General features: G+C 35.3%; 23 protein-coding genes. 19 read left to right on the top strand and 4 right to left on the bottom strand.

Going from position 1 to position 25,695, the window contains the following annotated elements; genetic code table 11:
* Positions 1 to 348: 348 nt before the first annotated feature.
* From infB to rimP, 3 genes are all read right to left on the bottom strand, one after another.
* Positions 349 to 3,327 (bottom strand): translation initiation factor IF-2, encoded by a 2,979-nt coding sequence (infB, locus tag CQ022_RS15690; protein WP_105683266.1) that lies wholly within the window; start codon positions 3,325 to 3,327, stop codon positions 349 to 351.
* Positions 3,328 to 3,403: 76 nt separating this feature from the next.
* Positions 3,404 to 4,639: a transcription termination factor NusA gene (nusA, locus tag CQ022_RS15685; RefSeq protein WP_105683265.1), complete on the bottom strand. Its 1,236-nt coding sequence runs from the start codon at positions 4,637 to 4,639 to the stop codon at positions 3,404 to 3,406.
* A gap of 16 nt (positions 4,640 to 4,655) precedes the next feature.
* Complete coding sequence (gene rimP, locus CQ022_RS15680; protein WP_105683264.1) at positions 4,656 to 5,123, bottom strand: ribosome assembly cofactor RimP; 468 nt, start codon at positions 5,121 to 5,123, stop codon at positions 4,656 to 4,658.
* A 214-nt stretch (positions 5,124 to 5,337) separates the two neighbouring features.
* Here rimP and CQ022_RS15675 point away from each other — a divergent pair, with 214 nt between their 5' ends.
* From CQ022_RS15675 to CQ022_RS15585, 19 genes are all read left to right on the top strand, one after another.
* Positions 5,338 to 6,651 carry a UDP-glucose dehydrogenase family protein gene (locus tag CQ022_RS15675; protein ID WP_105683263.1) on the top strand — a complete coding sequence of 438 codons (1,314 nt, stop codon included), beginning with the start codon at positions 5,338 to 5,340 and terminating at the stop codon, positions 6,649 to 6,651.
* A gap of 4 nt (positions 6,652 to 6,655) precedes the next feature.
* Positions 6,656 to 7,735, top strand: a complete 1,080-nt coding sequence (gene rfbB / locus CQ022_RS15670; protein ID WP_105683262.1) for a dTDP-glucose 4,6-dehydratase — start codon at positions 6,656 to 6,658, stop codon at positions 7,733 to 7,735.
* A 1-nt stretch (position 7,736) separates the two neighbouring features.
* The gene (locus tag CQ022_RS15665; RefSeq protein WP_105683261.1) at positions 7,737 to 8,198 is read left to right on the top strand and encodes a hypothetical protein; all 462 of its coding nucleotides are present in this window, start codon (positions 7,737 to 7,739) and stop codon (positions 8,196 to 8,198) included.
* A gap of 1 nt (position 8,199) precedes the next feature.
* A complete protein-coding gene (rfbA, locus tag CQ022_RS15660) occupies positions 8,200 to 9,063 on the top strand; it encodes a glucose-1-phosphate thymidylyltransferase RfbA (RefSeq protein WP_105683260.1) in 864 nt (287 codons plus the stop codon).
* A 174-nt stretch (positions 9,064 to 9,237) separates the two neighbouring features.
* Positions 9,238 to 10,086 carry an ABC transporter permease gene (locus tag CQ022_RS15655; protein WP_105683259.1) on the top strand — a complete coding sequence of 283 codons (849 nt, stop codon included), beginning with the start codon at positions 9,238 to 9,240 and terminating at the stop codon, positions 10,084 to 10,086.
* A gap of 34 nt (positions 10,087 to 10,120) precedes the next feature.
* Complete coding sequence (locus CQ022_RS15650; RefSeq protein WP_105683258.1) at positions 10,121 to 11,356, top strand: polysaccharide ABC transporter ATP-binding protein; 1,236 nt, start codon at positions 10,121 to 10,123, stop codon at positions 11,354 to 11,356.
* Between the two features lie 4 nt (positions 11,357 to 11,360).
* Complete coding sequence (locus CQ022_RS15645; protein ID WP_105683257.1) at positions 11,361 to 12,683, top strand: glycosyltransferase; 1,323 nt, start codon at positions 11,361 to 11,363, stop codon at positions 12,681 to 12,683.
* Positions 12,676 to 14,535 (top strand): DCC1-like thiol-disulfide oxidoreductase family protein, encoded by a 1,860-nt coding sequence (locus CQ022_RS15640; RefSeq protein WP_105683256.1) that lies wholly within the window; start codon positions 12,676 to 12,678, stop codon positions 14,533 to 14,535. The genes CQ022_RS15645 and CQ022_RS15640 overlap by 8 nt, the downstream gene beginning before the upstream one ends.
* Before the next feature lie 43 nt (positions 14,536 to 14,578).
* A complete protein-coding gene (locus CQ022_RS15635) occupies positions 14,579 to 15,703 on the top strand; it encodes an acetyl-CoA carboxylase biotin carboxylase subunit family protein (protein WP_105683255.1) in 1,125 nt (374 codons plus the stop codon).
* Positions 15,700 to 16,332: an acetyltransferase gene (locus CQ022_RS15630; RefSeq protein WP_105683254.1), complete on the top strand. Its 633-nt coding sequence runs from the start codon at positions 15,700 to 15,702 to the stop codon at positions 16,330 to 16,332. Before CQ022_RS15635 ends, CQ022_RS15630 begins: the two co-directional genes overlap by 4 nt.
* 149 nt (positions 16,333 to 16,481) lie before the next feature.
* Positions 16,482 to 17,624 carry a dTDP-4-amino-4,6-dideoxygalactose transaminase gene (gene rffA, locus CQ022_RS15625; RefSeq protein ID WP_105683253.1) on the top strand — a complete coding sequence of 381 codons (1,143 nt, stop codon included), beginning with the start codon at positions 16,482 to 16,484 and terminating at the stop codon, positions 17,622 to 17,624.
* A gap of 33 nt (positions 17,625 to 17,657) precedes the next feature.
* Positions 17,658 to 18,272: a DapH/DapD/GlmU-related protein gene (locus CQ022_RS15620; RefSeq protein ID WP_105683252.1), complete on the top strand. Its 615-nt coding sequence runs from the start codon at positions 17,658 to 17,660 to the stop codon at positions 18,270 to 18,272.
* Positions 18,273 to 18,274: 2 nt separating this feature from the next.
* On the top strand, positions 18,275 to 19,399 hold the full coding sequence (locus CQ022_RS15615; RefSeq protein ID WP_105683251.1) for a glycoside hydrolase family 99-like domain-containing protein: 1,125 nt from the start codon (positions 18,275 to 18,277) through the stop codon (positions 19,397 to 19,399).
* A complete protein-coding gene (locus CQ022_RS15610) occupies positions 19,392 to 20,237 on the top strand; it encodes a glycosyltransferase family 2 protein (RefSeq protein WP_105683250.1) in 846 nt (281 codons plus the stop codon). The genes CQ022_RS15615 and CQ022_RS15610 overlap by 8 nt, the downstream gene beginning before the upstream one ends.
* A gap of 32 nt (positions 20,238 to 20,269) precedes the next feature.
* Complete coding sequence (locus CQ022_RS15605; protein WP_105683249.1) at positions 20,270 to 20,938, top strand: hypothetical protein; 669 nt, start codon at positions 20,270 to 20,272, stop codon at positions 20,936 to 20,938.
* A 15-nt stretch (positions 20,939 to 20,953) separates the two neighbouring features.
* The gene (locus CQ022_RS15600) at positions 20,954 to 21,775 is read left to right on the top strand and encodes a glycosyltransferase family 2 protein (RefSeq protein WP_105683248.1); all 822 of its coding nucleotides are present in this window, start codon (positions 20,954 to 20,956) and stop codon (positions 21,773 to 21,775) included.
* Positions 21,772 to 22,599, top strand: a complete 828-nt coding sequence (locus CQ022_RS15595) for a glycosyltransferase (protein WP_105683247.1) — start codon at positions 21,772 to 21,774, stop codon at positions 22,597 to 22,599. Before CQ022_RS15600 ends, CQ022_RS15595 begins: the two co-directional genes overlap by 4 nt.
* A gap of 13 nt (positions 22,600 to 22,612) precedes the next feature.
* The gene (locus CQ022_RS15590) at positions 22,613 to 23,611 is read left to right on the top strand and encodes an acyltransferase family protein (RefSeq protein WP_105683246.1); all 999 of its coding nucleotides are present in this window, start codon (positions 22,613 to 22,615) and stop codon (positions 23,609 to 23,611) included.
* 8 nt (positions 23,612 to 23,619) lie between these two features.
* Positions 23,620 to 24,558, top strand: coding sequence for a glycosyltransferase family 2 protein (locus CQ022_RS15585; RefSeq protein ID WP_105683245.1), 939 nt, complete (start codon positions 23,620 to 23,622; stop codon positions 24,556 to 24,558).
* 46 nt (positions 24,559 to 24,604) lie between these two features.
* Here CQ022_RS15585 and CQ022_RS15580 read toward each other — a convergent pair whose 3' ends face one another.
* The gene (locus CQ022_RS15580) at positions 24,605 to 25,639 is read right to left on the bottom strand and encodes an acyltransferase family protein (RefSeq protein WP_123875861.1); all 1,035 of its coding nucleotides are present in this window, start codon (positions 25,637 to 25,639) and stop codon (positions 24,605 to 24,607) included.
* Between the last annotated feature and the right edge of the window lie 56 nt (positions 25,640 to 25,695).

Below are 25,695 nucleotides of genomic sequence, written 5' to 3'. Positions count from 1 at the left end.
AAAATATTGAATAAATTTAGCTTTTAAGACCATATTTACATATAAAAAGAAGAAAATTCTCACATTTCATTCACAATCTCAACCAATTATCATCAAACCCTCTTTTTTCCATAATGTTGACAAGATCAATTTTAAAAAACCTCACCTAAAAACATCAAAATTCCATACGTACAGCCAATAGGTTACACAAAAAATTACATGTCAGGATATAAAGACATCCAAATACTCTAACTGAAAAAAATTAACCAATACAAAGAATACAACTAATAAAATACTTGACACCTTCATAAAAGACATAAAAAAAGTGCCATCTCATGAGATGGCACTTTTAACTATTATACTAAGATATTATTTAAGTTTTTTCTTAACAGCTACTTCTTCGTATACTTCAAGAATATCACCTATTTCAATATCATTATACCCTTTAAGGTTCAGTCCACATTCATAACCTTTTGTTACTTCCTTCACATCATCTTTGAAACGTTTTAAGCTTTCAAGCTCTCCGTCGAATTTAACAATACCATCTCTTAACAAACGTACTTTGGATTGTCTTGTTACTTTTCCGGTAAGAACCATACAACCTGCAATTGTTCCCACTTTAGAAATTTTGAATACTTCACGGATTTCAACATTACCAATTACCTGCTCCTGAATTTCCGGCGAAAGCATTCCTTCCATTGCTTCTTTTACCTCATCAATGGCTTTATAGATTACAGAATATGTTCTGATCTCAATTTCTTCACGGTCTGCAAGTTCTTTTGCATTAGCACCTGCTCTCACATTGAATCCAATGATAATAGCATCTGATGCTGCCGCTAAGTTGATATCAGATTCAGTGATCTGTCCAACACCTGAGTGAAGAATTTTCACACTGATTTCCTCTGTTGACAATCTTTGTAACTGATCAGAAAGAGCTTCTACAGAACCATCCACGTCTCCTTTCAGGATAATATTCAATTCTTTGAATTCTCCTAAAGCGATACGTCTACCTAATTCCTCAAGTGTTGTATGTTTCTTAGTTCTGATTGACAATTCTCTCTGTAACTGTTCTCTCTTATTGGCAATAGCCTTACCTTCACTTTCATCAGCATATACTCGGAACTTATCACCTGCAGTAGGCGCTCCGTCTAATCCTAAGATCGTTGCCGGAATAGATGGCCCTGCTTCATTAAGGTTTTTCCCTCTTTCATCAAGCAAAGCTTTTACTTTACCGTGATTTTTACCTGCTACTACATAATCACCCACTCTTAAAGTTCCGGTTTGTACCAACATTGTTGCTACATAACCTCTACCTTTATCTAAAGATGCTTCAATAACAACTCCATTTGCTGCACGTTCAGGGTTTGCTTTCAACTCAAGCATTTCAGCCTGTAGTAAAACTTTCTCTAACAATACATCTACATTGTTACCAAATTTAGCCGAAATCTCCTGCGCCTGAACATTACCACCCCATTCTTCTACTAAAACCGGAGGGTTTAAGCCTGAAAGCTGTTGACGGATGTTATCAGGGTTTGCATTCGGTTTATCAACTTTATTGATGGCAATAATCATTGGAACCTGAGCAGCCTGAGCGTGAGCAATAGCTTCTTTCGTCTGTGGCATCACATCATCATCGGCAGCAATTACAATAATGGCAATATCCGTGATCTGTGCACCTCTTGCTCTCATCGCTGTAAAGGCTTCGTGACCTGGTGTATCTAAGAAGGTAATTCTCTGACCGTTTTCCAGTTTCACATTATAAGCACCAATGTGCTGTGTAATTCCTCCTGATTCCCCAGCAATTACGTTCGTTTTTCTTACGTAGTCCAATAATGAAGTCTTACCGTGGTCAACGTGTCCCATTACAGTAACTACAGGAGCTCTTTGCAATAGGCTTTCTTCAGTATCCACTTCTTCTTCTGAATCTGTATCTTCAAGATCAGCATCGGAGAATTCGATTTTATAACCAAATTCATCTGCTACTAATAATAAGGTATCAGCTTCAAGTCTTTGGTTCATGGTAACCATTACCCCTAATGAGAAACAAGCAGAGATTACTTCAGTTGGAGAAACATTCATCAAACTTGCCAATTCACCTACTGTGATGAATTCTGTTACTTTAAGAGTTCTGTCTTGTGCTTCAAGCTCCTGCTGACGCTCATCCTGCTCTCTACGGAAAGTTCTTTTATCTTTTCTGTGTTTTGCAGATTTAGATTTCCCTCCTTTATTAGTAAGTTTTTCTAATGTTTCTTTGATCTGGTTTTTAACTTGCTCGTCAGTCAGCTCAACTGGCATAACTCTTTGTCCAGGTCTGTTGTTCTGGCCTCCTTTTTTGAAGCCACCACCACCTTGACCCTGACGGTTTCCACCACCCTGGTTATTTCCAAAACGGTTTCCACCCTGGCCACCCTGACCTTGCGGACGGTTTCCTTGACCACCCTGACCCTGGCGGTTTCCACCTTGTCCACCCTGACCTTGCGGACGGTTTCCTTGGCCTTGACCACCTTGGTTATTGTTATTATTATTTCCTGAGTTTTGATTATTCCCCTGACCTTGTTGGTTATTCTGGCCACCAGGTTTTTCAATTCTCTTTCTTTTCTTTTTTGCTCCGGCACCTGGCTTCGGCGCAAACTGAGTTAAGTCAATCTTTTCCCCAACGATCTTAGGACCATCAAGTTTCTGATATACTGTCTCAATTTTCTGTGGTTCCTGAGATTCAGGCTCAGCCTCTACTTTTGGAGTTTCCACTTTTTTCTCCTCTACAACCACTGGTTTTGGAGTTTCTTTTACAGGTTGCACAGGTTTAACTTCTTCTTTTTTCTCCTCCATTTTTGGCTTGTCTTTTTTCACAGGTCTGTTTCTAGATTCTATTTGAGACAAATCAATTTTATCCAAAACTTTAAATTCCTGCTTTTCAGGTACTGCTTTAACTTCCGGCTGTTGTTCTTCTTTCACGATTTCTTCTTTCTTTTCTTCAACCGGTGCTGCAACAGGAGCCACAGGAGCTGCAGGAGCTTCTTCAACTTCAGGCTTCTTAGGTTCTAACTCTATTTTACCTAAAATTCTAGTTTCTGGTTTATTTGCTTTAGCTCTTATCACTTCAGGGGTTTTCTTTTCTTCAATTTCCAGTTTTTCTTCCGGAACTTTAGTGATCACCACCTCATGGGAAGCCTTTCTTTGTTCGCCGTCTTTAGCAAACTCAGCCTCCAATGCAGAATATGCCGATTCTTCCAATTGAGCGTTAGGATTGCTTTCAACTTCGATACCCTTTGATTGTAAAAACTCTACTAATCTGGACATCGAAATATTGAATTCCTTAACCGCTTTATTTAATCTAATTTTTGGCATTTATATTATTTACTGTTTTTAATTTTTAAAATTAAAGTATTTCTTTTTTACTGTTTATTAAAATTTATTTAAAATCTTAATCTTCAAATTCTTCTCTCAGAATACGTTTAACCTCTTCGATTGTTTCTTCTTCAAGGTCTACCATATTTAAAAGACTCTCAGTTTCTTTATCTAATACTGATTTTGCAGTTGTAAGTCCTACTTTCTTAAACTCATCCAAAATCCACTGCTCGATATCGTCGTTAAATTCTCTCAATTCAACATCATCATCCTCGCTGGACTCTCTGTACACATCAATCTCATATCCTGACAACCAAGAAGCCAGTCTGATATTCTGCCCTTGTTTTCCAATTACTTTAGAAATCTCTTCAACAGGAGTATATACTAGTGCATAGTTTTGTTCCTCATTGATGTCAATTTTATTGATGGTAACATTTCCTAATGCTCTCTTCACCAAAATCTCAGGGTTTTTAGACCACTGAATAACATCGATGTTTTCATTTCTCAACTCTCTTACAACACCATGAATTCTGGATCCTTTTACCCCAACACAAGCTCCTACCGGATCAATTCTGTCATCATAAGCATCTACTGCAATCTTCGCCTTTTCACCAGGAATTCTTACTACCTTTTTCAGCATAATTGTTCCGTCCTGGATCTCAGGAATTTCCAGCTCTAATAACTTCTCAAGGAATTTAGGTGCAGTTCTGGAAATAATAATCTGTGGTTTAGAACCTTTAAAATCTACTGTCTCAACAATAGCTCTGATATTCTCACCCTTTTTAAAGAAATCGGATGGGATCTGGTTTTCTTTTGGTAAAATAAATTCATTTCCTTCATCATCCAGCAAAATCACATGCTTGTGACGGATATGGTGGATTTCCCCTACAACAATTTCCCCAATTTTATCTCTAAACTGTTCGTACAGCATTGCATTATTGTGCTCCTGAAGTTTTGTAGCCAGAATCTGCTTAAGGGTAAGAATATTTCTTCTTCCCAATTGCGCCACAGGAATTTCCATTGTAAAGTCCTCACCTACTTCGAAGGTAGGGTCAATCTTCTTAGCTTCAGAAATTTCAATTTCCAAATCATCATCTTCAGACATTTCGTCCTCTACAATTGTTTTATTTAAAAATATCTGAAAATCTCCTTTATCCGGGTTTACAATCACATCAAAATGATCATCTGAATCAAATCTCTTTCTTAAAAGAGTCTTCAGTGAATCTTCAATAATTGCCATAAGATCAATCTTACTGATCCCCTTTTCGTCTTTAAAATCACCAAAGGATTCAATCAACGCTATATTATCCATCTATTCTTTTTTCTTTTTAAAATTTAATTACTACTAATGCTTTTTTGATCTCAGGATAAGAAATCTCTTTCTCTTCCTCCACATCTACTTTTCCTTTTCCGATATCTTTCGGCTTGCGGTAACGTAAAACAAGTGTGATCTTCTCATCATCTACTTTTGACAATTCTCCTTCAATTTTAGAAGAATCTTCCAGCATTACCTCAATTTCTCTTCCAATATTTTTACCGAATTGTCTTGGTGTGGATAATGGCTCGCTCAGTCCTGCAGACATCACCTGAAGGCTAAAGTCATGCTCTTCACGATCCATATTAAATTCAATGGCACGGCTTGCATCAAGACAATCCTGCAAAGAAACTCCGTTATCACCATCCAAAATCACTGTAATATCATCCCCTGCAGAAATTTTAAGATCAATAAGAAACAGATCTTTTCTGGTCTCAAGGAATTCATTTAATAATTCTTCAATTCTTTTTCTAAACTCCATATATTTTTATCTTGATTTACAGTACGAAAAAAGGCTTTCTTCCGAAGCCTTCCCATTTTTTCCGTAAATCCATTGCAAATATAAGCTTTTTTTCTAAAAACACAAAATTATCTTAAGTATCAAGTAAATAGCGCCGGATTCATTTACAATAAATTAAAAGAATATGTCAGAGGATTTTTATTACTTTTGTCTTTAGAATTTTAAAACAAACATTTTGAATATAACGATTGTAGGAACAGGTTATGTGGGATTAGTTACAGGAACTACTCTGGCAGAACTTGGCAATTCAGTATACTGTGTTGATATTGATGAAAAAAAAGTAGAAGGTATGAAAAACGGCGTTGTTCCCATCTATGAGCCGAACCTTGAAGAAATGTTTTTAAGAAACATCCAGTCTGAAAGATTATTTTTCACTACCAACCTTAAAGAAGCTTTAGACAAAAGCGAAGTAATATATCTTGCACTGCCAACCCCTCCGGGTGAAGACGGATCTGCAGATTTATCTTATATACTTCAGGTAGCTAATAATATTGGCGATCTGATGACTGAGTACAAAGTCATTGTAAATAAAAGTACTGTTCCTGTAGGAACCGCAGACAGGGTAAGAGAAACGATCTCTTCTAAAACAGACATTCCTTTTGATGTCGTTTCAAATCCTGAATTCTTAAGAGAAGGCTTTGCCGTTGAAGACTCCATGAACCCCTCAAGAGTCGTTGTAGGTGCCAGCTCAGAAAGAGCAAAAGATATCATGTCTAAAATATATCAGCCTTTCACCAATACCGGAATTCCTATTATTTTCATGGACGAGAAGTCTTCAGAACTTACCAAATATGCAGCAAATTCATTTTTAGCGGTAAAAATCACCTTTATGAATGAGATTGCCAACTATTGTGAAAAAGTAGGCGCTGATGTAGACAAGGTAAGACTGGGAATGGGTAGTGACGACAGAATTGGGCATAGATTCTTATTCCCGGGAATCGGATATGGCGGAAGCTGTTTCCCTAAAGATGTAAAAGCGCTTATAAAATCAGGAAAGCAGGAAGATTTTAATTTCCAGATTCTTGAAGCTACGGAAAAAGTAAATACAACCCAGAAAGTAATCTTAGTCTCTGAAATTGAAAAATATTTTGGTGGAAATATTGAAGGAAAGAAAATTGCCATGTGGGGACTCGCCTTCAAAGCAAACACGGATGACATCAGAGAAGCTTCGTCTTTAGACAATATCGCGCTTCTGCTGGAGAAAGGTGCAGAGATTATAGCGTATGATGCTGTAGCAGAAAGCAATGTTCAAAAACGTCTAGGCAATAAAATACAATATGCCAAAGGAATGTATGATGCACTGGAAAATGCAGATGCACTATTTATTGCTACAGAATGGCCTGAATTCAAAAATCCTAATTTTGAGCTTATGGCTAAAAAAATGAAAAACAAAGTCATTTTTGACGGTAGAAATATGTATCCCTTGGAAATCCCTGAACAAAATGGATTCCATTATAAAAGTATAGGAAGAAAGACCATCTCAAAATAAATAAATGAAAAACATTATCATTACAGGAGGTGCCGGATTTATCGGCTCCCATGTTGTAAGAGAATTTGTAAAAAACAATCCGGATACTAAGATCATCAATCTCGATGCTCTTACCTACGCCGGAAATCTGGAAAACTTAAAGGACATTGAAGATGAACCCAATTATGTTTTCGAAAAAGCGGATATTACAAAACCCGAAGAACTCAGAAAAGTTTTTGAAAAATACAACCCTGATGCTGTTGTACATTTAGCAGCAGAAAGCCACGTAGACAGAAGTATTACCGATCCAATGGCATTTATCAATACCAATGTAAACGGAACAGCTAATCTTCTTAATCTTTGTAAAGAGTTCTGGACATTAAATCCTGATCATACTCATGGCAGATTCCCCGATGAAAAAAGAAACAACCTTTTTTATCACATTTCTACAGATGAAGTATATGGAAGTTTAGGGGAAACAGGTTTCTTTTTAGAAACGACATCCTATGATCCTCAATCTCCATATTCCGCTTCAAAAGCTGCTTCAGACCATCTGGTAAGAGCGTATGGAAATACCTATGGAATGCCATTCATTGTGTCGAACTGTTCTAACAACTACGGCCCGAATCATTTCCCTGAAAAGCTGATTCCACTTTGTATTTCTAATATTATCAATGAAAAACCGCTTCCTATTTATGGGGATGGAAAGTACACCAGAGACTGGTTATTTGTCATTGACCACGCCAGAGCCATTCATCAGATTTTTAAAGAAGCTAAAACGGGTGAAACTTATAATATCGGAGGATTCAATGAGTGGCAGAATATTGATCTTGTAAAAGAGCTGATTAAACAAATGGATGCCAAACTGGAAAGACCGGAAGGCTATTCTGAAAAACTGATCACTTTTGTAAAAGACAGACCAGGCCATGATAAACGTTACGCCATTGATGCTACAAAATTAAATAAAGATTTAGGCTGGAAACCATCGGTAACTTTCGAAGAAGGTTTAGGAAAAACCATCGACTGGTATCTTGAAAACAAAGAATGGCTTGAAAATGTAACCAGCGGAGATTACCAAAAGTATTACGAAAAGCAATATTCGTAAAATGAAAAAGTACTTATTTTTATTTTTCGTGATTTTCTCAGCTTTGTTGTATTCGCAATCTGTCATTCAGACCAAATATCCCACTGAAACCCAAAAGAAACTTATTGATAAGCTTATTGAAGTGAGTGGATATAATGACTCATTGATGAAAACAGCCAACTTACTATTGTTCAGAAAGTCTATGCAGCATGAAAATGGTAAAAATTTCGAAATTTTAAATACAGAAGAAAAGAAAATCATCCTTAATAGAATAAGACATAATTATTCAGAAAAAGATAAACTCTATTTTGATTTCATGAATTTGACTGAAAAGAATCTGGTGAATTTGATTCAATTTTATGATGAAAATCCGAATTTGAAATCCAGCAATTATATATTTTCCTCAGATATTATAATTCATAATCTGGACAATGAAATCAGCCATGAAGTCAATAAGATTTTAAAAGAAAAATCCACACAATAAAATGAAAGGAATAATATTAGCCGGAGGTTCCGGAACAAGACTTTACCCTCTAACAATCGCAGTAAGCAAGCAGCTGATGCCTGTTTACGACAAACCTATGATCTACTATCCTCTTTCCACATTACTTTTAGCAGGAATAAAGGATATTCTCATCATCACTACTCCACATGACCAGGCAGGTTTTATCAAACTTTTGGGCGACGGTTCCCAAATCGGCTGTAATATAGAATATGTTGTACAGCCTAGCCCGGACGGTTTAGCACAAGCTTTTATTCTGGGCGAACAGTTTATTGGTAATGATCCCGCTGCCCTGGTATTGGGTGATAATATTTTCTACGGCTCAGAAATGGGAACATTGCTTAAGAATAAAACCAACCCTAAGGGAGGTGTTGTTTTTGCTTACCACGTAGCAGACCCTGAAAGATATGGGGTAGTAGAATTTGACAAGGATCTGAAAGCCGTTTCTATTGAAGAAAAACCTTTAAATCCGAAATCAAACTACGCTGTTCCTGGTCTTTATTTTTACGACAACAATGTAGTGGAAATTGCTAAAAATATCAAACCTTCTGCAAGAGGGGAACTGGAAATCACAGATATCAACAATGTTTATTTAAACAATGGAAAGCTTGAAGTAGCTGTTCTAAACAGAGGAACTGCATGGCTGGATACAGGAACTTTTGATTCTCTTCATGACGCTTCAGAATTTGTAAGCGTAATTGAAAAAAGACAAGGGTTTAAAATCGGATGTATCGAAGAAATTGCCTTCAGAAACAAATTCATTGATGAAGACAAACTGCTGGAAACAGCTACCAAATATGGTAAAAGCGGATACGGTGAATATTTGAAACAACTTATCAGAAAATAATAAATAGAATTTATAAAAATCATAGACTATTGGCTTTATGGCCAATAGTTTTTGTTCATACCGTCAAATATCAATATATTAGTTGTTGATTTTTAGTTTTATTTACAATGAAAATACATAAACTAAGAAATACGGTAAGAATTAATTATTATAAATTTGCAAAAACTTACACAGATGAATGAACCACAACAGAAGTGGACTGAAACGATTGATGCTGATCATTCGTTATTTGACTTGAAGCTAAAAGAAGTCTGGAGATACAAAGATCTTGTTTATATGTTTGTAAAAAGAGATTTCGTGTCCAGTTTTAAGCAGACTATTTTAGGACCGATCTGGTTTTTTATCAATCCCATCTTAACAACCATCGTATATCTGGTTATTTTTGGAAGAATCGCCAAATTACCTACAGATGGAGCTCCGCCGCTCCTTTTTTACCTGGCAGGTGTTACTCTCTGGAACTACTTTTCGGCATCATTACTGGCTACCTCCTCTACTTTTACAGGAAATGCAGGAATCTTCGGAAAAGTATATTTTCCAAGGCTCGTCACTCCATTATCCATTGTGATCTCTAATCTAATGAGGTTTGGGGTTCAGTTTCTTTTATTTATTCTTGCGTGGGCATATTACCTGAACGAAGGAATGGTTCATCCTAATATCTGGGTTCTGGCAACTCCTGTACTTATTTTACTGATGGCTCTTTTTTCTTTGGGGCTGGGCATGATTTTTTCTGCGCTTACAACAAAGTATAAAGATCTTACCATGTTGCTGGGCTTTGGGGTGAGTTTATATATGTATGCAACCCCTGTCATCTATCCTATTTCTTCTCTCAGCGGTATTTTCAAAAAACTTGCTTTATATAACCCTTTAACAGGGATCTTCGAATGTTTTAAATATGCATGGTTAGGTGTTGGTGACTTCTCTCCTCTTATGTTAGGCATGAGCTCTGTTATCATCATCATCATCATGGCAATAGGAGTTGTGATTTTCAATAAAGTTGAGAAAACTTTTATGGATACAGTGTAATTATTTGCTGTTTAAAAATTAAAATTTAAAAAACATGCTGGCTTTAAAAGCAGAAAACATATCAAAACAATACCGTCTGGGACAAGTCGGAACAGGAACTCTTTCTCATGATTTAAACAGATTCTGGCATAAAGTAAGAGGGAAGGAAGATCCTTATCTGAAAATTGGAGAAACCAACGACAGAACGACAAAAGGAGATTCTGAATACGTATGGTCTCTTCGTGATATTAATTTTGAAATTGAAAAAGGAGATGCTGTAGGAATCATTGGAAGAAATGGAGCCGGGAAATCCACATTGCTTAAATTATTGAGTAAAGTAACAAAACCCACTACAGGAAAAATATATACGAATGGAAGAATAGCTTCTTTATTAGAAGTAGGCACAGGCTTCCATCCGGAAATGACAGGAAGAGAAAACGTATTTTTAAATGGAGCCATTCTAGGAATGACCCGCAAAGAGATCAAACGAAAATTTGATGAAATTGTAGCCTTCTCCGGGGTTGAAAGATACATTGATACTCCTGTTAAAAGATATTCTTCCGGAATGTATGTTCGTCTGGCTTTTGCAGTTGCTGCTCATTTGGAATCTGAAATTCTTATTGTAGATGAAGTTCTGGCCGTTGGAGATGCCGAATTTCAGAAAAAATGCCTGGGAAAAATGAATGATGTAACCAAAGGGGAAGGAAGAACTATTCTTTTTGTAAGTCATAATATGGCAGCTGTCAAGCAACTTTGCACATCAGGTATATTAATGAAAAACGGGCAGGTATCCCATCGCGGAGACATCAATAGTGTGTTGGAAAATTATATTATCAATGAGCTGTCTCCTAATATTGAATTCAGGTACATTGAAGATATAAGCAAAAAAGCTCAGATTCAAAAAGTGAAAGTATACAATGATAAATCTGTAGAAACCACAGAATTTGGGCATAATGAAGACATCAACATAGATTTGAGTTTTATCAATAGAAGTGTAAATACAGGTATCAGGGTTAATGTTGCGGTTTTAGATAAATTTGAAAATGTAATCTTCATCACAAGAAAAGTATTTGAAGAAAAAAATGAGAACAATTTCACAATAAAGATTGAAGGTGGTAAATTAATACCTAATACTTATGTACTTTCAGTCGCTATAGATACTCCGTCAGTAGAATTGTACGATATCATAAAAGGAGGTATACAACTTAATATCATTGAAACAGGACATGAGAATTTCCTTGCCGGAGATACAGATAACGGAATTATCACTCCTCCTGTAATATGGATGTAAAATAATGGGTAAAAAAGTATTAATTCTTTCTACAGGTGATGTAAATGGTGCTTATGAAGCCATGTACAAAGTAGCTCATATCATGAAAAATATGGGACATGAAGTAGTCATGTGCGTGAAACATAAAACAAAGAATGAAGAATTCATTAAAGCCTATAATCCTCCCTCTTCTACTGCTGTAAAGCCGGGTTTACTGACTTCCGTGATTAACAAAGTCAAAACCAGACTTAATATAGCAACCCCTAAAGAGACAAAAAAAACAATTAGCACAGACAGAAAATATTCTTTCTTCAGTAAAGACGAAATAACAGAAAACATCAATATTGACAGCTTATTAAAAACAACAGGATTTACACCGGATTTTGTTTTTACTGGGATGACTATTGACTTTCTCAACAGCACAGATCTTCTTAATCTATATAATGCAACGCAGGCAAAAATATATAATATCACCGTAGATATGAATCATTTCACTGGAGGATGTCATTTTTCCTGGGGATGTGATGGTTATGTCAGAGGATGTGATGAAAATTGTCCTGCTATTACAAAAGAAGATGAAAAAGTAATAGCTAAAAATAATTTTGAAAGAAAATATGAAAATGCTAAAAAAGCCAATTTCAAAATCATTGCAGGCTCAGGGCTAACATTGATACAGGCTCAAAACTCAAAAATTTATAAAGACCAAAAGACAATTTATAATATTAATAGTTTAATTGACACTACCCTGCTCAATGATAGAAACAAGCCAATAGCAAAACAAATATTTTCATTATCTGATGACTGTTTTTATATTTTAACAGGGGCTCAGAATATGGAAGACCCAAGAAAAGGTTTTGCCTATCTGATAGAAGCTCTTGAACTGCTGGACCAGGAATTACCCCAAGAATTAAAAGAAAAAATTGTGCTTCTTGTTGTTTCTAATACCGTCAATGAAGAATTTGACAAGGTCACTTTTAAAAAGCAAAAAATAGATTATATAAAAGATTATAGATTATTGTCATTATTGTATCAGGCAGCTGATATCTTCATCAACTCATCTATTGAAGATTCCGGACCAATGATGGTTTCGGAAGCTCTGGCCTGCGGAACACCTGTGGTAGGTTTTGATACAGGAGTCGTTATGAATATGGTAATCAATGACTATAATGGATATAAAGCACCATTGAAAGACAGCCGAAAATTAGCAGACGGAATAAAAAAGATTTTTGAATTGGATAAAGATTCTTACAGCGTATTTTCTAAAAATGCGGTAAAGCAGGTAGAAGAATTTTCATCGTATGAGTATGCCTCAGCAATATTCTCAAAAATATTAGAACAGAATGATTAAAAGATTATATAATAAAAAAATCTCAGGATTGGGGCTCGCTATATTCAGAATTGTTTATTCATTGGTATTATTATGCAGTGTTACTCAATTCAATTATTTCAGACATTTGATTTTTGATAAAGTACCTTTCATAAACCCCGCAGAAATTGATTTTGGAATTCCTATTAAAATCTGGATGATCGCTATCATCTTTATTATATTCGGCCTCTTTACCAGATTAGCAACCATTATCAATTATCTGATGACCATTATTCTCATTGGAAGCATCAACACTTATGAATACCATATGTTTTATGCTTACCTTGGGATCAATTTCCTGATTTTATTTTTACCCATATCAAGAAATTTGTCATTAGACCGTCTTATTCTAAAGCTAAAATATTCCAATACCCGTTTTACCTATGAGCCTCCTAAAAAAGTAAGCGTTCTAAGCTATCTTATACCCATTTTTATTGGGATTGCATTTGTATATTTTGACTCTATATTTTACAAATCTTCATCTTCTTACTGGACTAGAGGTTTAGGAGTATGGTATCCTACCAGCTTTCCTTTTACCAACTTTTTTTCTATTCCGGATATTTTGGATCAGGAATATCTGATGCTATTTTTGGGGTACCTTACGTTACTCTTCGAACTGATATTTATTTTTACTTTTTTCCGTAAAAAATGGCGTGTCCCTTTACTCATTATTGGTTTAGGTTTACATCTGGGAATATCTGTCTGCTATCCTATCCCCTGGTTTGGATTAGGGATGTGCTCTATATATTTATTAATGGTTCCTGTTGCATGTTGGGAAAAACTATTTGCAACAAGCAGGACCCCAAAAAAAATGGTATTTTATTATGATGGTGAATGCCCTTTGTGTAACCGTACAAAGATTATCATTCAACATTTTGATATTGCCGGAAGAATAGATTTTAAAACGGTGCAGTATTATGCTGAACAGGAGGAATTGCTAAAAAACATACCCGTTGATGATCTTTTGAATGATATTCATTCTATCAGAAATGGAAAAATTTATAAAGGATTAGATACCTATATTCAGGTTTTTGATTCTATTATCTATCTAAAACCGATCAGTTGGTTTTTAAGAGTTCCCGGGATCTATCATTTGGGAAAATCCGTATATCAATTTGTCGCCAAAAACAGAAATACAGAACGCTGCACCGAAGAAAACTGTGGCTACACTCCTCCTACATTACCTCAGGATGAGGATAGTTTTAAAATCCTCCAGAACTATACTTTAAAAGATCTGAAAATATCAGGAATTAAATCGGGGCTTTACTTTATTATCCTGATTCAGGTGATTATCTCCTACAATTCTATAGGGAATAAAGGAGGCTTTGAAAAAACTTCTATCAGCCGGGTCATAAACATTTTTTCAGATGCTGTGGAAAGGTCTTCCAAAACCTTTCTGGGAATTACCCATCATGCGGTCTTTATGGATTACCACTTCAAGAACTACAACCATATCGTGGCTATTTCTTATATGGACAAAAAAGGCAATGAGACATGGTTACCAATAATAAAAAAAGACGGCACCCCCGGAACGGCTCTTTATTATGGTCCAGTATGGGTAAAATGGTCATTCAGAGTCAACAATAATGAAATCAACCAATCTAATCTGAAAAAAGGAATACGGGACTTCACCGCTTTCTGGGCCTATCAAAATAATATAAATTTAGATGATGCTAAATTTATCATTAAGCTTAAGAAAATAGATACCACCCCTTATCATTGGGAAAAAGGATTCCTAAAAAAACAAATGGGAAAACCATGGACTGATGTAGGAGTTGCAACATGGAATAATAAAAAATATTCAATCCAGATTCCGGAAATTGAAACATTATAATTTTTAAACAAAGTATCATCTTTCAAACTTTAAATAGTCTTTCATGAAAAAAATCGCCATATTAGGAGCCAGCTATTTACAGATGCCACTTGTTCAGAAGGCAAAAGAAAATGGACACGAAGTACATTGTTTCGCATGGGATGATGGAAGAGCCGTGTGCAAAGAATATGCAGATTATTTTTATGATGTTTCTGTTCTGGAAAAAGATATCATTCTTGAAAAATGTAAGGTAATAGGCATCAATGGCATTCTTACTATTGCCACTGATATCTGTATTCCGACAATAGCCTACGTAGCTCATGAGCTCAATCTTCCGGGAAACAGTATTGAATGTTCATTACTGACCACCAACAAGTCGTTGATGAGAAAATGTTTTGAAGAACATCATATCCGCTCACCTCGCTCCATTACAGTTTCTGAATTTAATGCGGATGATTTTACAACGTTTAATTATCCTTTAATCATAAAGCCGTCTGACAGATCAGGAAGCTTAGGGGTGATAAAAGCTGCTTCTCTTGAAGAAGGTAAAACAGCTATTGAAAATGCAATAACCTATTCTTTTTCTAAAACCTGTGTGGTAGAAGAATACATCAAAGGAAAAGAAGTAAGTGTTGAAACCATCAGCTTCAAGGGTGAACATCAAATTATAATTATTACAGATAAAGTAATTACTACAGAACCTTATTTTGTAGAACTGGCACATCACCAGCCCAGTTCATTCCCGGAACATATTCAAAATAAAATTCATGATATTACCTATGCAATTCTGAATGCCACCAAAGTTGAAAACGGAGCCTCACATGTAGAGCTTATGATAACAGAAAACGGAGATGTTTATCCTATTGAAATAGGCAGCCGTATGGGTGGAGACTTTATAGGATCAGATTTGGTTCAGCTCTCAACAGGATTTGATTATGTGCAGGCTGTTTTAGATATCGCACTAGGTCAATTCATTTTACCCCTTGAAATACAACAAAAAAAATACTCAGGTGTTTATTTTCTATCCGAAAACACTAAGCACCTGTTACCAATTTTCACCGAAAGTCAATTTGACAAATACATCGTAAAAAAAGAAATAACCAATTCTTCATTACAAAATGTACACTCCAGTAATGACCGATCCGGATATTTAATTTATCAGTCTGACCAAAAAATTGATTTATTATGAAACGTATTGCTATAATTGGGTCTGGCCACCTTGGGCAGCAGATTCTTTATCATATCCAGACTGACACCGATGATAAAGTTGTTGGCTTTTTTGATGACTTTCAGGAAAAAGGAAATACAGTTAAGAATCTTCCCATATTAGGAGGAAAAGAAGAGATTACTAATATTTTCCAACAGGATATTTTTGATGAAATAATCATTGCTATTGGTTATAAACACCTGGAATTTAAAAAGCAGGTGTTTGAAACTTTTAAAAATAAAATTCCTTTTTATACTTTTATTCATTCTACAAGCTATATTGATCCTTCTGCAACAATAGGAGAAGGTTCAGTGATTTACCCGAATTGTATGATCGATCAGAATGTGAACATCGGAGACAACGTCCTTATGAATATTTCGTGTACAATAGCTCATGATTCATGGGTCGGAAATCATTGTTTTCTATCTCCATCTGTAGCGGTAGCTGGTTTTGTTTCTATCTCAGAACTATGTATTCTTGGAATAAACAGCACCATTATTGACAACATCAACATTTCAGAAAAAGTACAGCTGGGGGGAGGCTCGGTTGTTATTAAAAATATTTCCGAATCTGGTCTATATGTAGGAAATCCTGTAAGATTTATACGATAACTCAGTGATTACATTTTATAATAATATATTTGTATTTAATATTGGTGTATTTATTTTTATACCAGGCATAACTATTTTAGTCAGTTAAGTCTCTTATAGATATATTGAAAAAAGTTTATAGACATCAAAGATTCAAAATTTAAAACACTATGATCCCATTTAACAAACCATTTATTATTGGTAAAGAGCTTACATATATTGAAGAAGCGGTAAAGAGCGGTAAAATTTCAGGAGATGGAATGTTTACAAAAAAATGCCAGAATTTCTTTGAACAGAAATATCATTTTCCTAAAGTACTGATGACTACATCTTGTACCGATGCTCTGGAGATGGCAGCCATTTTGTGTAATGTAGAGCCAGGTGACGAAGTAATTGTACCAAGCTACACCTTTGTATCTTCAGCCAATGCTTTTGCCCTGAGGGGAGCAAAAATAGTTTTTGTAGACTCCTGCCATAATAATCCCAATATTGATCCTGTAGAAATAGAAAAGCATATCACCGAAAAAACAAAAGTAATTGTTCCCGTGCATTATGCAGGTGTAGCATGTGATATGGAAAAGATTATGGATCTGGCTCAAAAGCATAATTTATTTGTAGTGGAAGATGCTGCACAGGCTATCGACAGCTATTATACTTTCTCAGACGGAACCAGAAAAGCACTTGGCTCTATAGGCCACTTTGCAGCCTTTTCATTCCATGAAACCAAAAATATCATTGCCGGAGAAGGCGGAATGCTGGCCATCAATGATCCTCAATATTTTGACCGTGCTGAAGTAATCCGTGAAAAAGGAACAAACAGAAGTGCTTTCTTCAGAGGAGAAGTGAACAAATATGGCTGGGTAGACCTTGGATCATCGTTCCTGCCTTCAGAAATTATCTCAGCTTTCCTGTATGCTCAGCTGGAGAATCTCGAAATCATCCAGAAAAAAAGATTGGAGATCTGGAACAACTATCAAAACGGACTCTCATCATTACAGGAAAAAGGCTTTATAACCTTACCTGATATGCCTTCTTATGCAACCAATAATGCTCATATGTATTATATTATATGCAGAAGCTATGAAGAAAGGACCCATCTGATCCAATATTTAAAGACTCAGGATATTCACCCTGTTTTTCATTATTTAAGTTTGAATAAAAGTGATTTTTTCCTGGCCAACAATCCTAAAATAGATATTCCTAATTCAGATCATTTCACAGATTGTCTGCTAAGGTTGCCATTTTATTATGAATTATCTGAAAATGAGCAGAATAAAATCATAGAACTGATCAACAGTTTTTATACAAAATAATACAACTGCCTTGTCACTTCTCAATCATAAAACATGAATTTTTTTAAAAAATATATTGTCAGTTTTTTATTCGATATACTGAATTCGAATGCTTATAAAACCCACCAGCAAAACAAACTGAATATATGGGCTCAGAAAAGCTTCAAAAAATTCGGAACGAATTCTGCATTACCGGAAGAACACTGGATAAAAAATCCTAAATATATCTCAATAGGTAAAAATTTCAGTTCTTTATATCATTTAAGGCTGGAGGCATGGGATCGTTTTCAGGGAGAAGAATTTCATCCTGAAATTGTAATTGGAGATAATGTAGTGTGTAATTCCGATGTTCATATTGGAGCAATTAATAAAATTGTTATAGGAAATAATGTACTTATGGCCAGCAGAATATATATTTCTGACCATTCCCATGGAAATATAGCGTTTAATGACCTGGAAAACACTCCTGCTACAAGGCCTTTATATTCTAAAGGTCCCGTTATTATTGAAGATAACGTATGGATTGGTGAAGGAGTATGTATACTTCCGGGAGTCACCATTGGGGAAAATAGCATCATAGGAGCCAATGCTGTAGTGAACAAAAGTTTCCCTAAAAATTCAGTTATTGCAGGAATTCCCGCCAGATTAATAAAAACATTAGAAAACTGATTATGAAAAAAATAAAACCGCTTGCATTTTATCTCCCTCAATACCACCCTGTCCCCGAAAATGACGAATGGTGGGGAAAAGGTTTTACAGAATGGACCAATGTAAGTAAAGCTCAACCGTTATTTGAAGGGCATGAACAGCCTATATTTCCTGCAGACCTTGGATATTATGATCTCCGTGTTCCTGAAGTAAGAGAACATCAGGCTCAGATTGCAAAAGATTATGGAGTACACGGGTTTATCTTTTATCATTACTGGTTTGGCAGCGGTAAACAATTGTTGGAGCGCGTTGCTAATGATGTATTGAAATCAGGAAAGCCAGATTTCCCGTTTTGTTTCTGCTGGGCCAATGAAACGTGGTCAGGAATATGGCATGGGTTATCAGAAAAAATACTGGCAGAACAAACTTATCCTGATGAGCAGGATTTAATCGCTCATTTTGAATATCTGCTTCCTTTCTTTAAGGACGAAAGATATATCAAAGTAGATAATAAGCCTCTTTTCATCATCTATGATCCTAATCATTTAAATGAAGGAGATCCGCACTATATTTCAAAATTCAGAGAGCTTGCCAAAGAAAACGGATTTGATGGATTGTATGTGATGGCTTCCAACAAACTTTCTGATGATATAGATTTTCAATCTATGGGATATGACAGTAAAATTTCCAATGCTTTTCATAAAGCCTGGATACCGCATATTAATAAAAAAGAATACATCTCTCATTCCCAATATTATAAAAACAGAATAAAAGGATTAATCGGAATTAAGAAAAAAGAACAGCCTAAAGTCAGAATTCAGGATGCTAAGGCAGTTGTAAATGACTTAAAGTTTGAAGAAAGCAATGTAGCGACCTATCCATGCGTTCTGCCCAATTGGGACAATACGCCAAGAAGTGGCTACCGAGGGATTATCCTGGCCAACAATTCACCGGAACTGTTTGAACAGCAGGTAGAAAAAGCGGCACAATATCTTGAAGATAAAAAAGATTATCCGGAACAGTTCTTAATTGTTAAATCCTGGAACGAATGGGCAGAAGGAAACATTTTGGAACCGGATAGAAAAAATGGTTTCGGCTATTTGAATGCATTAAAAAAAATCTTGAATAAACACAGTAGAAATGAGTAAATTCAGCGTACTTATTGCCAATTATAATAATGGTCATTTTTTTGAAAAATGTTACCAAAGTTTAATGGCTCAGACTGAAACCGACTGGGAAGCTGTAATTTTAGATGATGGCTCTACTGATGATTCTCTTGAAGTCATAAGAAAAATGACAGGTGATGATTCCCGGTTTAAAATCAATCAGAATGATCAAAACAGAGGAATCGGATATACAAAAAAGAGATTAATAGAGCTTGCTGAATCTGAAATATGTGGTTTTTTAGACCCTGATGATGCGTTGGCTCCCCATGCGCTGGAGTTTGTTTTAAAAACACATTCTGAATATCCTGAAGCAGGGATGGTTTATTCCAATCTCGTATTTTGTGATGAACACCTTAATCCTAAATCAGTACATAAAGCAAAACAGATTACTGAGCTCGATCAGTCTTATCTAAATTTTAATGGTGAAATTTCACATTTTGCTACTTTTAAAAAAAAGATATACGAAAAGACTTCCGGAATTGATCCGTTTTTAAAAATTGCTGAAGATAAAGACTGGTACATGAAAATGTGCGAGGCAGCTCCCGTAAAGTATATTGATGAAGATTTATACCTGTATAGGATTCATCAAAATGGAATATCTACCACAAAAAATACAGAAAAAGCCCTGTTCTGGCATTGGGTAGCTCTTATCAAAATGGCTGAAAGAAGAAATATCAATATTGAAGATCTTTTTCTCGAGAACTATATTCCAAAAAACAAATACAAATATACTCTTGACAAGCTGGATCGTGTGAAGAATTCACGATGGGCAAAACTGGGAAATAAACTTGGACTATTTAAAATCTTCAGATACCTGTAAGGTTTTTTAAAACGTTTAGATAAAAAAAGCATATGATTATTGGCAATGGAATTCTGGCAACAGCCGTAAGACCTTATGACAGAGAAGAGATACTATTTTTCGCTTCAGGGGTTTCCAATTCTCTGGAAAAAAATCCTGCAGAATTTGAAAGGGAAATCTCTCTATTAACAAAAGTAACAGAAGAGTTTCCGGATAAAAAAATAGTGTATTTTTCGACTTGCAGTATTTATGATCCTACAAAAAAAGACAGCCCATACGTTAATCATAAACTTAACGCTGAAAAGTTCATTACAGAGCAATGCAAAAACTTTGTCATTTTCAGAATCGGAAATGCCGTAGGCCGTGGAGGGAATCCAAATACGTTGATCAACTTCCTTAAGAACTCAATTCTGTCCGGAAACAAATTCACGATACACAATAACGCCAGAAGAATCCTTATTGGCACGGATGATATTGCTTTATTTACGGAGCAATATCTCGATGTATTCAACAATGAAATTATCAATCTTACTTATCCTTATCAGTATTCTCTTCCCGAAATTCTTTCCCTATTGGAAGAACATTTAGGCAAAAAAGCAGAATATGAAAATATTAATGAGGGCTCTTATTATAATATAGAATTTAATCCCCGTACAGAATCTTTTTTCCATGGAATTTCTTCCGAGGATTACCTAAGAAAATTATTTTCAGCATATTTATAAAATAAAACATATTGAATGACAAATAAAGTTTCCATCATTGTTCCTTGTTTTAATCATGCAAAATATCTGGAAGAATGCATACAGTCTGTTATGAACCAGTCTTATCCCAACTGGGAATGCATTATTGTAGATGATGGTTCTACAGATGATACAGCAGTGGTATCCAAAAAACTTGAAAATGATAGGATACGCTATGTTTATCAGGAAAACAAAGGTCTTTCCGGAGCCCGCAATACAGGGATAAGAAATGCTTCAGGAGATTATATTCTGCCTCTGGATGCAGATGATACGCTTAACCCGTTGGCTTTAGAAAAGATGATGGATGTTTTTGATCAAAACCCTGATACTCTAATTGTTTTTTCAGATACGATTACCTTCGGTCACACCAGTAAAAAATCAAATTTACAGGAAAAGTTTACGCTTCAGGAATTGCTTTTGGGAAATAAATTATACTGTACTTCTATGTTTGCCAAAAAATATTTTGATGAAGGCATTATTTATGACGAAAAATTAAGACACGGATTTGAAGACTGGGAGTTTTGGATACAACTTATCTCTTCACACAGAAATCAACCTATAACCAAGATTGATTATGTTGTTTTCAATTACAGATCCCATCCGGACACTTCCATGATAAAAGATATTACCGGCAGCAATGATAAAAAAGAGTTTATCTATCATGCCGTTTATGAAAAACACAAAGCACTGTTTCATGAGTTTTTCCCCAGTTATATTGCCCTTTTAAACAGGAAAACCTTTTATGAAATAAAACTGGAAAATATTTACAACAGTAAACCTTACAGAATATATAACTTTTTAAAAAATTTATTTAGATGAGTCAGTTTGTACACGTGATAATGACAAGATTCAATGTTCCCACAAAAGGCTGGAACGAGACACGTTCAGGATATAAACCTCTTACCGAAGATTGGCTGGATGACAGATTCAAATTATTCAGAACCTACGTACTCCCTTCCTATAAAAATCAGACGAATCAAAACTATGTATGGCTTACTTTTTTTGACATCAATACATCTGATAAGTTTAGAAAAATCATCAAAGAAATCGAAGCGGAATACCCTGTTTTCAGAGCTGTTTTTGTAGAGGATTTTGATGCAATGAAAACCAAAGCTGTAGAAGTTATTCCTCAATTCTTCACTCCTGATACAAAATTCGTAATCACCAGTGAACTTGATAATGATGATATGCTTCATCAGGATTATATAAAAACCGTACAGGAGCACTTCAAGCCGATTCATGACCTTGTTATCGATTTAAGAAGAGGATACCAGCTTACCATGCTTCCGGACCGTAAAGCAGTAGTGAATGTTTATAATGCTGTGGTAAATCCTTTTGTAAGCCTGGCAGAAAGTGTAGATAACTTCAAAACGATGTTAAAAGAAAGAGCTCACAATAGTTATCGCCATTATCCGGATTTTTCTGTGGAAGACAGCAAGGAAATGTACATACAGATCATCCATCAGTATAATCTGATGAATGTTACTTTTAAACATAAAGCCGTTCCTAAGGTTGATTTTTCAGAATATGGAATGACTGAAGACACGAAATTTACCATAGATGGCTTCAAAACCTTTCAGCATAATATAGCAAGAGTACCTTTTGTAATGGGACTTATTTTGAAGAAAATTTTTAAAAGATAGGATTCGTCCGGGTATGAAACTGAACAACCTCCAGATATTAAGAGGAATTTCAGCATTATTGGTATGTTGCTTTCACTTTCGTGATACCATCAACTTACCAGGGCTGAATCTTGGTGACTTTCTATTTAAAAAAGGAAGCATCGGTGTTCCCGTATTCTTTATTATCAGTGGATTTATCATGGCTTTCACCACTCAAAAAATAAATTTCAGCAAGGATACTTTTCAGCAGATCACTTTATTTTACAAAAGAAGAGTGATCAGAATTGTTCCGCTGTATTATCTTTTGACATTTGCCGCAATAATACCGGGAGGCGTTTTCTTTCTATACTTCCATGGAGAAGGCCTTTATGAGCTTATTCATTCTTTATTATTTCTTCCTACCCAAAAGGAATTCCCTGTGCTTTTCTTGGGCTGGTCTTTAAATTTTGAAATGTTCTTTTATCTCATATTTGGACTCTCGTTATTTTTTAAAGAAAAAAGGTATTATTTCATCGTAGGATTTTTCATTCTTACTTCAATTTTAGGCTATATTATCCATTTTGACAGTCCTTATCTGAAAATGGTAACCCACTCACTGAATCTTTATTTTGTAGTAGGAATTCTTTTTGCTCTTTTACTTAATAAATACACAATTCCCAAAAATTGGGCAGCCATAATTTCTGTAATAGGAATACTATCATTTATTCTCGTTTTGCTTGGTATTATTCCTATCGACAATGACTGGGTGAAGTTGGCCATCATATCCACCTTTGTTTTTTCTTTCCTTACTTTTGATTATATTTTCCATTGGAAAGGAAATAAATTATTAATATTTCTGGGTGATATTTCCTATTCATTATACCTGTCTCATCCATTCGTGGAGATTGTTCTCAAAAGATTCAAAGTAGAAGGCTATTTAAATATTTCTTTTTTTCTTCTCAAAATTGTTTTAGTTATTATGGTAGCTTCCCTTCTGTATTATTTTGTAGAGAAAAAAGTTACCCATTATTTGAAAATTAAATTAAAAGCATAATCGAAAAAATGAAAATTTCAGTCATCATTCCCGTCTACAATGCCGAAAAGTATGTTGCTCAGGCTGTAGAATCTGCACTTCAGTTCGAAGAGGTATATGAAGTGGTATTGGTAGAAGACAAATCACCGGACAATGCATTGCAGGTGTGCCGGGAGCTCGCTGAAAAATATGAAAGGGTAAAGCTCTATCAGCATCCGGACAAAGGAAATCACGGGGCAGGTGCCAGCAGAAACCTGGGGATGGAAAAAGCAGAAGGAGATTTTATTGCTTTTCTTGATGCAGATGATTATTATCTTCCCAACCGTTTTGATGCAGAAAAAAAACTGTTTACCAATCATGAAGTAGATGGCGTATACGGTGCTATAGGCGTTCATTATTATTCTGAAAAGGCAAAAGAACAGTATTATAAAGTTTTTGGAGACCGCCTGACTACAGTTTATAAAGAACATCCTCCTAAAGATGTATTTCCGGGACAACTTAATATGAGAGGAACTTTCGGGCTTTTCAGTATTGATGCATTAACGATCCGTAAAAGTTCTTTGAAAAACATGGAGTATTTCTTTAAAACCCATCTAAAGCTTCATCAGGACACAGAATTTTTATTCAGGCTTTCCTACTATCTGAATCTGTATCCGGGAATTCTTGACAAAGCGGTAGCGGTGAGAGGTGTTCATGAGAATAACAGAATTACCAAAGTAGATTCCGGAGAAGTAAAACCAGCCTCAACAAGGGTTGTATTATGGAAAGAGGTCAATCATTGGGCAGAAAATGAAAATACCATTCCTGAAGAGATTAAACTTCACATCAAAAGAGTATACAGAAGTTTCCAGATCGCCAATGCTCCTCTTCTCAAAAAATGGGGAATGATTACAAAATATCTGTTTACAGATTATAAAAGTATACGTTCAGGACTGTATAATATTAATTTTAGAAACGATTTGTTCTAACGACAGAAGTAAACTAAACGACTAGTTTAAACTATTTTTAAAATTGTTATCGTTTAGCAAAATGGATTTTCCTTAAAAGATCACGCATGGGTTTTTCAATAAACTGGTAAAAAACGGCCGAACTGAAAAGCATAACAATAATATAAATCACAAATACAATATCAATACTGAAGGTATATTCCTGCCATTTTAAAAATGCTCTCACAAGATAAAGAACAGGAATATGGGTAATGTATATTCCATAACTTATTTCTCCCAGATATTCCAGAGGCTTTAGTGAAAAGAACTTACTGACTCTTCCGTTATTAGCCGAAATAAAAAGAATGGCAGGAACAAAAAGCAAAGCCATCAACCCGTTGTGGTAAAAAAGCGGAACAAACATCAGAGATACAAGAATTAGTAAAAAGACGGCGATCACCTGACGATCGTAATTTTTTTGTTTGTAATTTCTCACGAAAAATATCCCTGCAAGGTTTCCGATCAGGAACTCATTAAGATGCCAGAAAGGAAAATAGTATAGAAACTCATGGCTTTTTGTATGTGGCCCTTCATAAGCTCCATACACAGGATAAAGATTAGAAAATACCTGAGTGATCAACCAGAGGCCGATCGCAAATACCCAGATCATTTTATTTTTCTTAGCATAAAAGTAATTGTACAAAAACGGAAAAAGCAAATAAAAGAAGAACTCTACGGAAATGGACCATCCCGGAAAATTAAGGATCATTGCTTCTCCCGGGATCCAGCTCTGAATGCCCAATCCATATAAAACCAGTTTATACCAATCAAACATCTCGTATCTCGTCATAAAATACAGCAGAAGCCCCAGCATATAAAGCGGATAAATCCTGGCAAACCTATTTTTATAAAATTCCAGGTAATCAATTTTATCTTTTTTATGATAAGCAATGATCATGATAAATCCTGAAAGAATAAAGAAATAGCTTACTCCAACATTCGCCCTCAAAAAAAGATTGGAAATATAATCTATCTTATATAAAAACAGATCTTTATTGAAATGAGAAATAACAATTGCCATGGCGGCAATAAACCTGGTAAATGTAATCTGACTTATCTTCACAGAACACAAAATGCTTTCCTTTATCAAAACCGGACAACCTGAACGTTGAAGGCTGT

This window comes from Chryseobacterium culicis (assembly GCF_002979755.1).
In the GTDB taxonomy this organism is placed as follows: domain Bacteria; phylum Bacteroidota; class Bacteroidia; order Flavobacteriales; family Weeksellaceae; genus Chryseobacterium; species Chryseobacterium culicis_A.
Note: the sequence above shows the minus strand (reverse complement) of the source record. Positions and strands in the feature narration are given on the sequence as shown.

Excerpts from the sequence above, each read along its gene's own strand:
- infB (WP_105683266.1), bottom strand. The coding sequence starts at position 3,327 with ATGCCAAAAATTAGATTAAATAAAGCGGTTAAGGAATTCAATATTTCG.
- nusA (WP_105683265.1), bottom strand. The coding sequence starts at position 4,639 with ATGGATAATATAGCGTTGATTGAATCCTTTGGTGATTTTAAAGACGAA.
- rimP (WP_105683264.1), bottom strand. The coding sequence starts at position 5,123 with ATGGAGTTTAGAAAAAGAATTGAAGAATTATTAAATGAATTCCTTGAG.
- rfbB (WP_105683262.1), top strand. The coding sequence starts at position 6,656 with ATGAAAAACATTATCATTACAGGAGGTGCCGGATTTATCGGCTCCCAT.
- CQ022_RS15665 (WP_105683261.1), top strand. The coding sequence starts at position 7,737 with ATGAAAAAGTACTTATTTTTATTTTTCGTGATTTTCTCAGCTTTGTTG.
- rfbA (WP_105683260.1), top strand. The coding sequence starts at position 8,200 with ATGAAAGGAATAATATTAGCCGGAGGTTCCGGAACAAGACTTTACCCT.
- CQ022_RS15655 (WP_105683259.1), top strand. The coding sequence starts at position 9,238 with ATGAATGAACCACAACAGAAGTGGACTGAAACGATTGATGCTGATCAT.
- CQ022_RS15650 (WP_105683258.1), top strand. The coding sequence starts at position 10,121 with ATGCTGGCTTTAAAAGCAGAAAACATATCAAAACAATACCGTCTGGGA.
- CQ022_RS15645 (WP_105683257.1), top strand. The coding sequence starts at position 11,361 with ATGGGTAAAAAAGTATTAATTCTTTCTACAGGTGATGTAAATGGTGCT.
- CQ022_RS15640 (WP_105683256.1), top strand. The coding sequence starts at position 12,676 with ATGATTAAAAGATTATATAATAAAAAAATCTCAGGATTGGGGCTCGCT.
- CQ022_RS15635 (WP_105683255.1), top strand. The coding sequence starts at position 14,579 with ATGAAAAAAATCGCCATATTAGGAGCCAGCTATTTACAGATGCCACTT.
- CQ022_RS15630 (WP_105683254.1), top strand. The coding sequence starts at position 15,700 with ATGAAACGTATTGCTATAATTGGGTCTGGCCACCTTGGGCAGCAGATT.
- rffA (WP_105683253.1), top strand. The coding sequence starts at position 16,482 with ATGATCCCATTTAACAAACCATTTATTATTGGTAAAGAGCTTACATAT.
- CQ022_RS15620 (WP_105683252.1), top strand. The coding sequence starts at position 17,658 with ATGAATTTTTTTAAAAAATATATTGTCAGTTTTTTATTCGATATACTG.
- CQ022_RS15615 (WP_105683251.1), top strand. The coding sequence starts at position 18,275 with ATGAAAAAAATAAAACCGCTTGCATTTTATCTCCCTCAATACCACCCT.
- CQ022_RS15610 (WP_105683250.1), top strand. The coding sequence starts at position 19,392 with ATGAGTAAATTCAGCGTACTTATTGCCAATTATAATAATGGTCATTTT.
- CQ022_RS15605 (WP_105683249.1), top strand. The coding sequence starts at position 20,270 with ATGATTATTGGCAATGGAATTCTGGCAACAGCCGTAAGACCTTATGAC.
- CQ022_RS15600 (WP_105683248.1), top strand. The coding sequence starts at position 20,954 with ATGACAAATAAAGTTTCCATCATTGTTCCTTGTTTTAATCATGCAAAA.
- CQ022_RS15595 (WP_105683247.1), top strand. The coding sequence starts at position 21,772 with ATGAGTCAGTTTGTACACGTGATAATGACAAGATTCAATGTTCCCACA.
- CQ022_RS15590 (WP_105683246.1), top strand. The coding sequence starts at position 22,613 with ATGAAACTGAACAACCTCCAGATATTAAGAGGAATTTCAGCATTATTG.
- CQ022_RS15585 (WP_105683245.1), top strand. The coding sequence starts at position 23,620 with ATGAAAATTTCAGTCATCATTCCCGTCTACAATGCCGAAAAGTATGTT.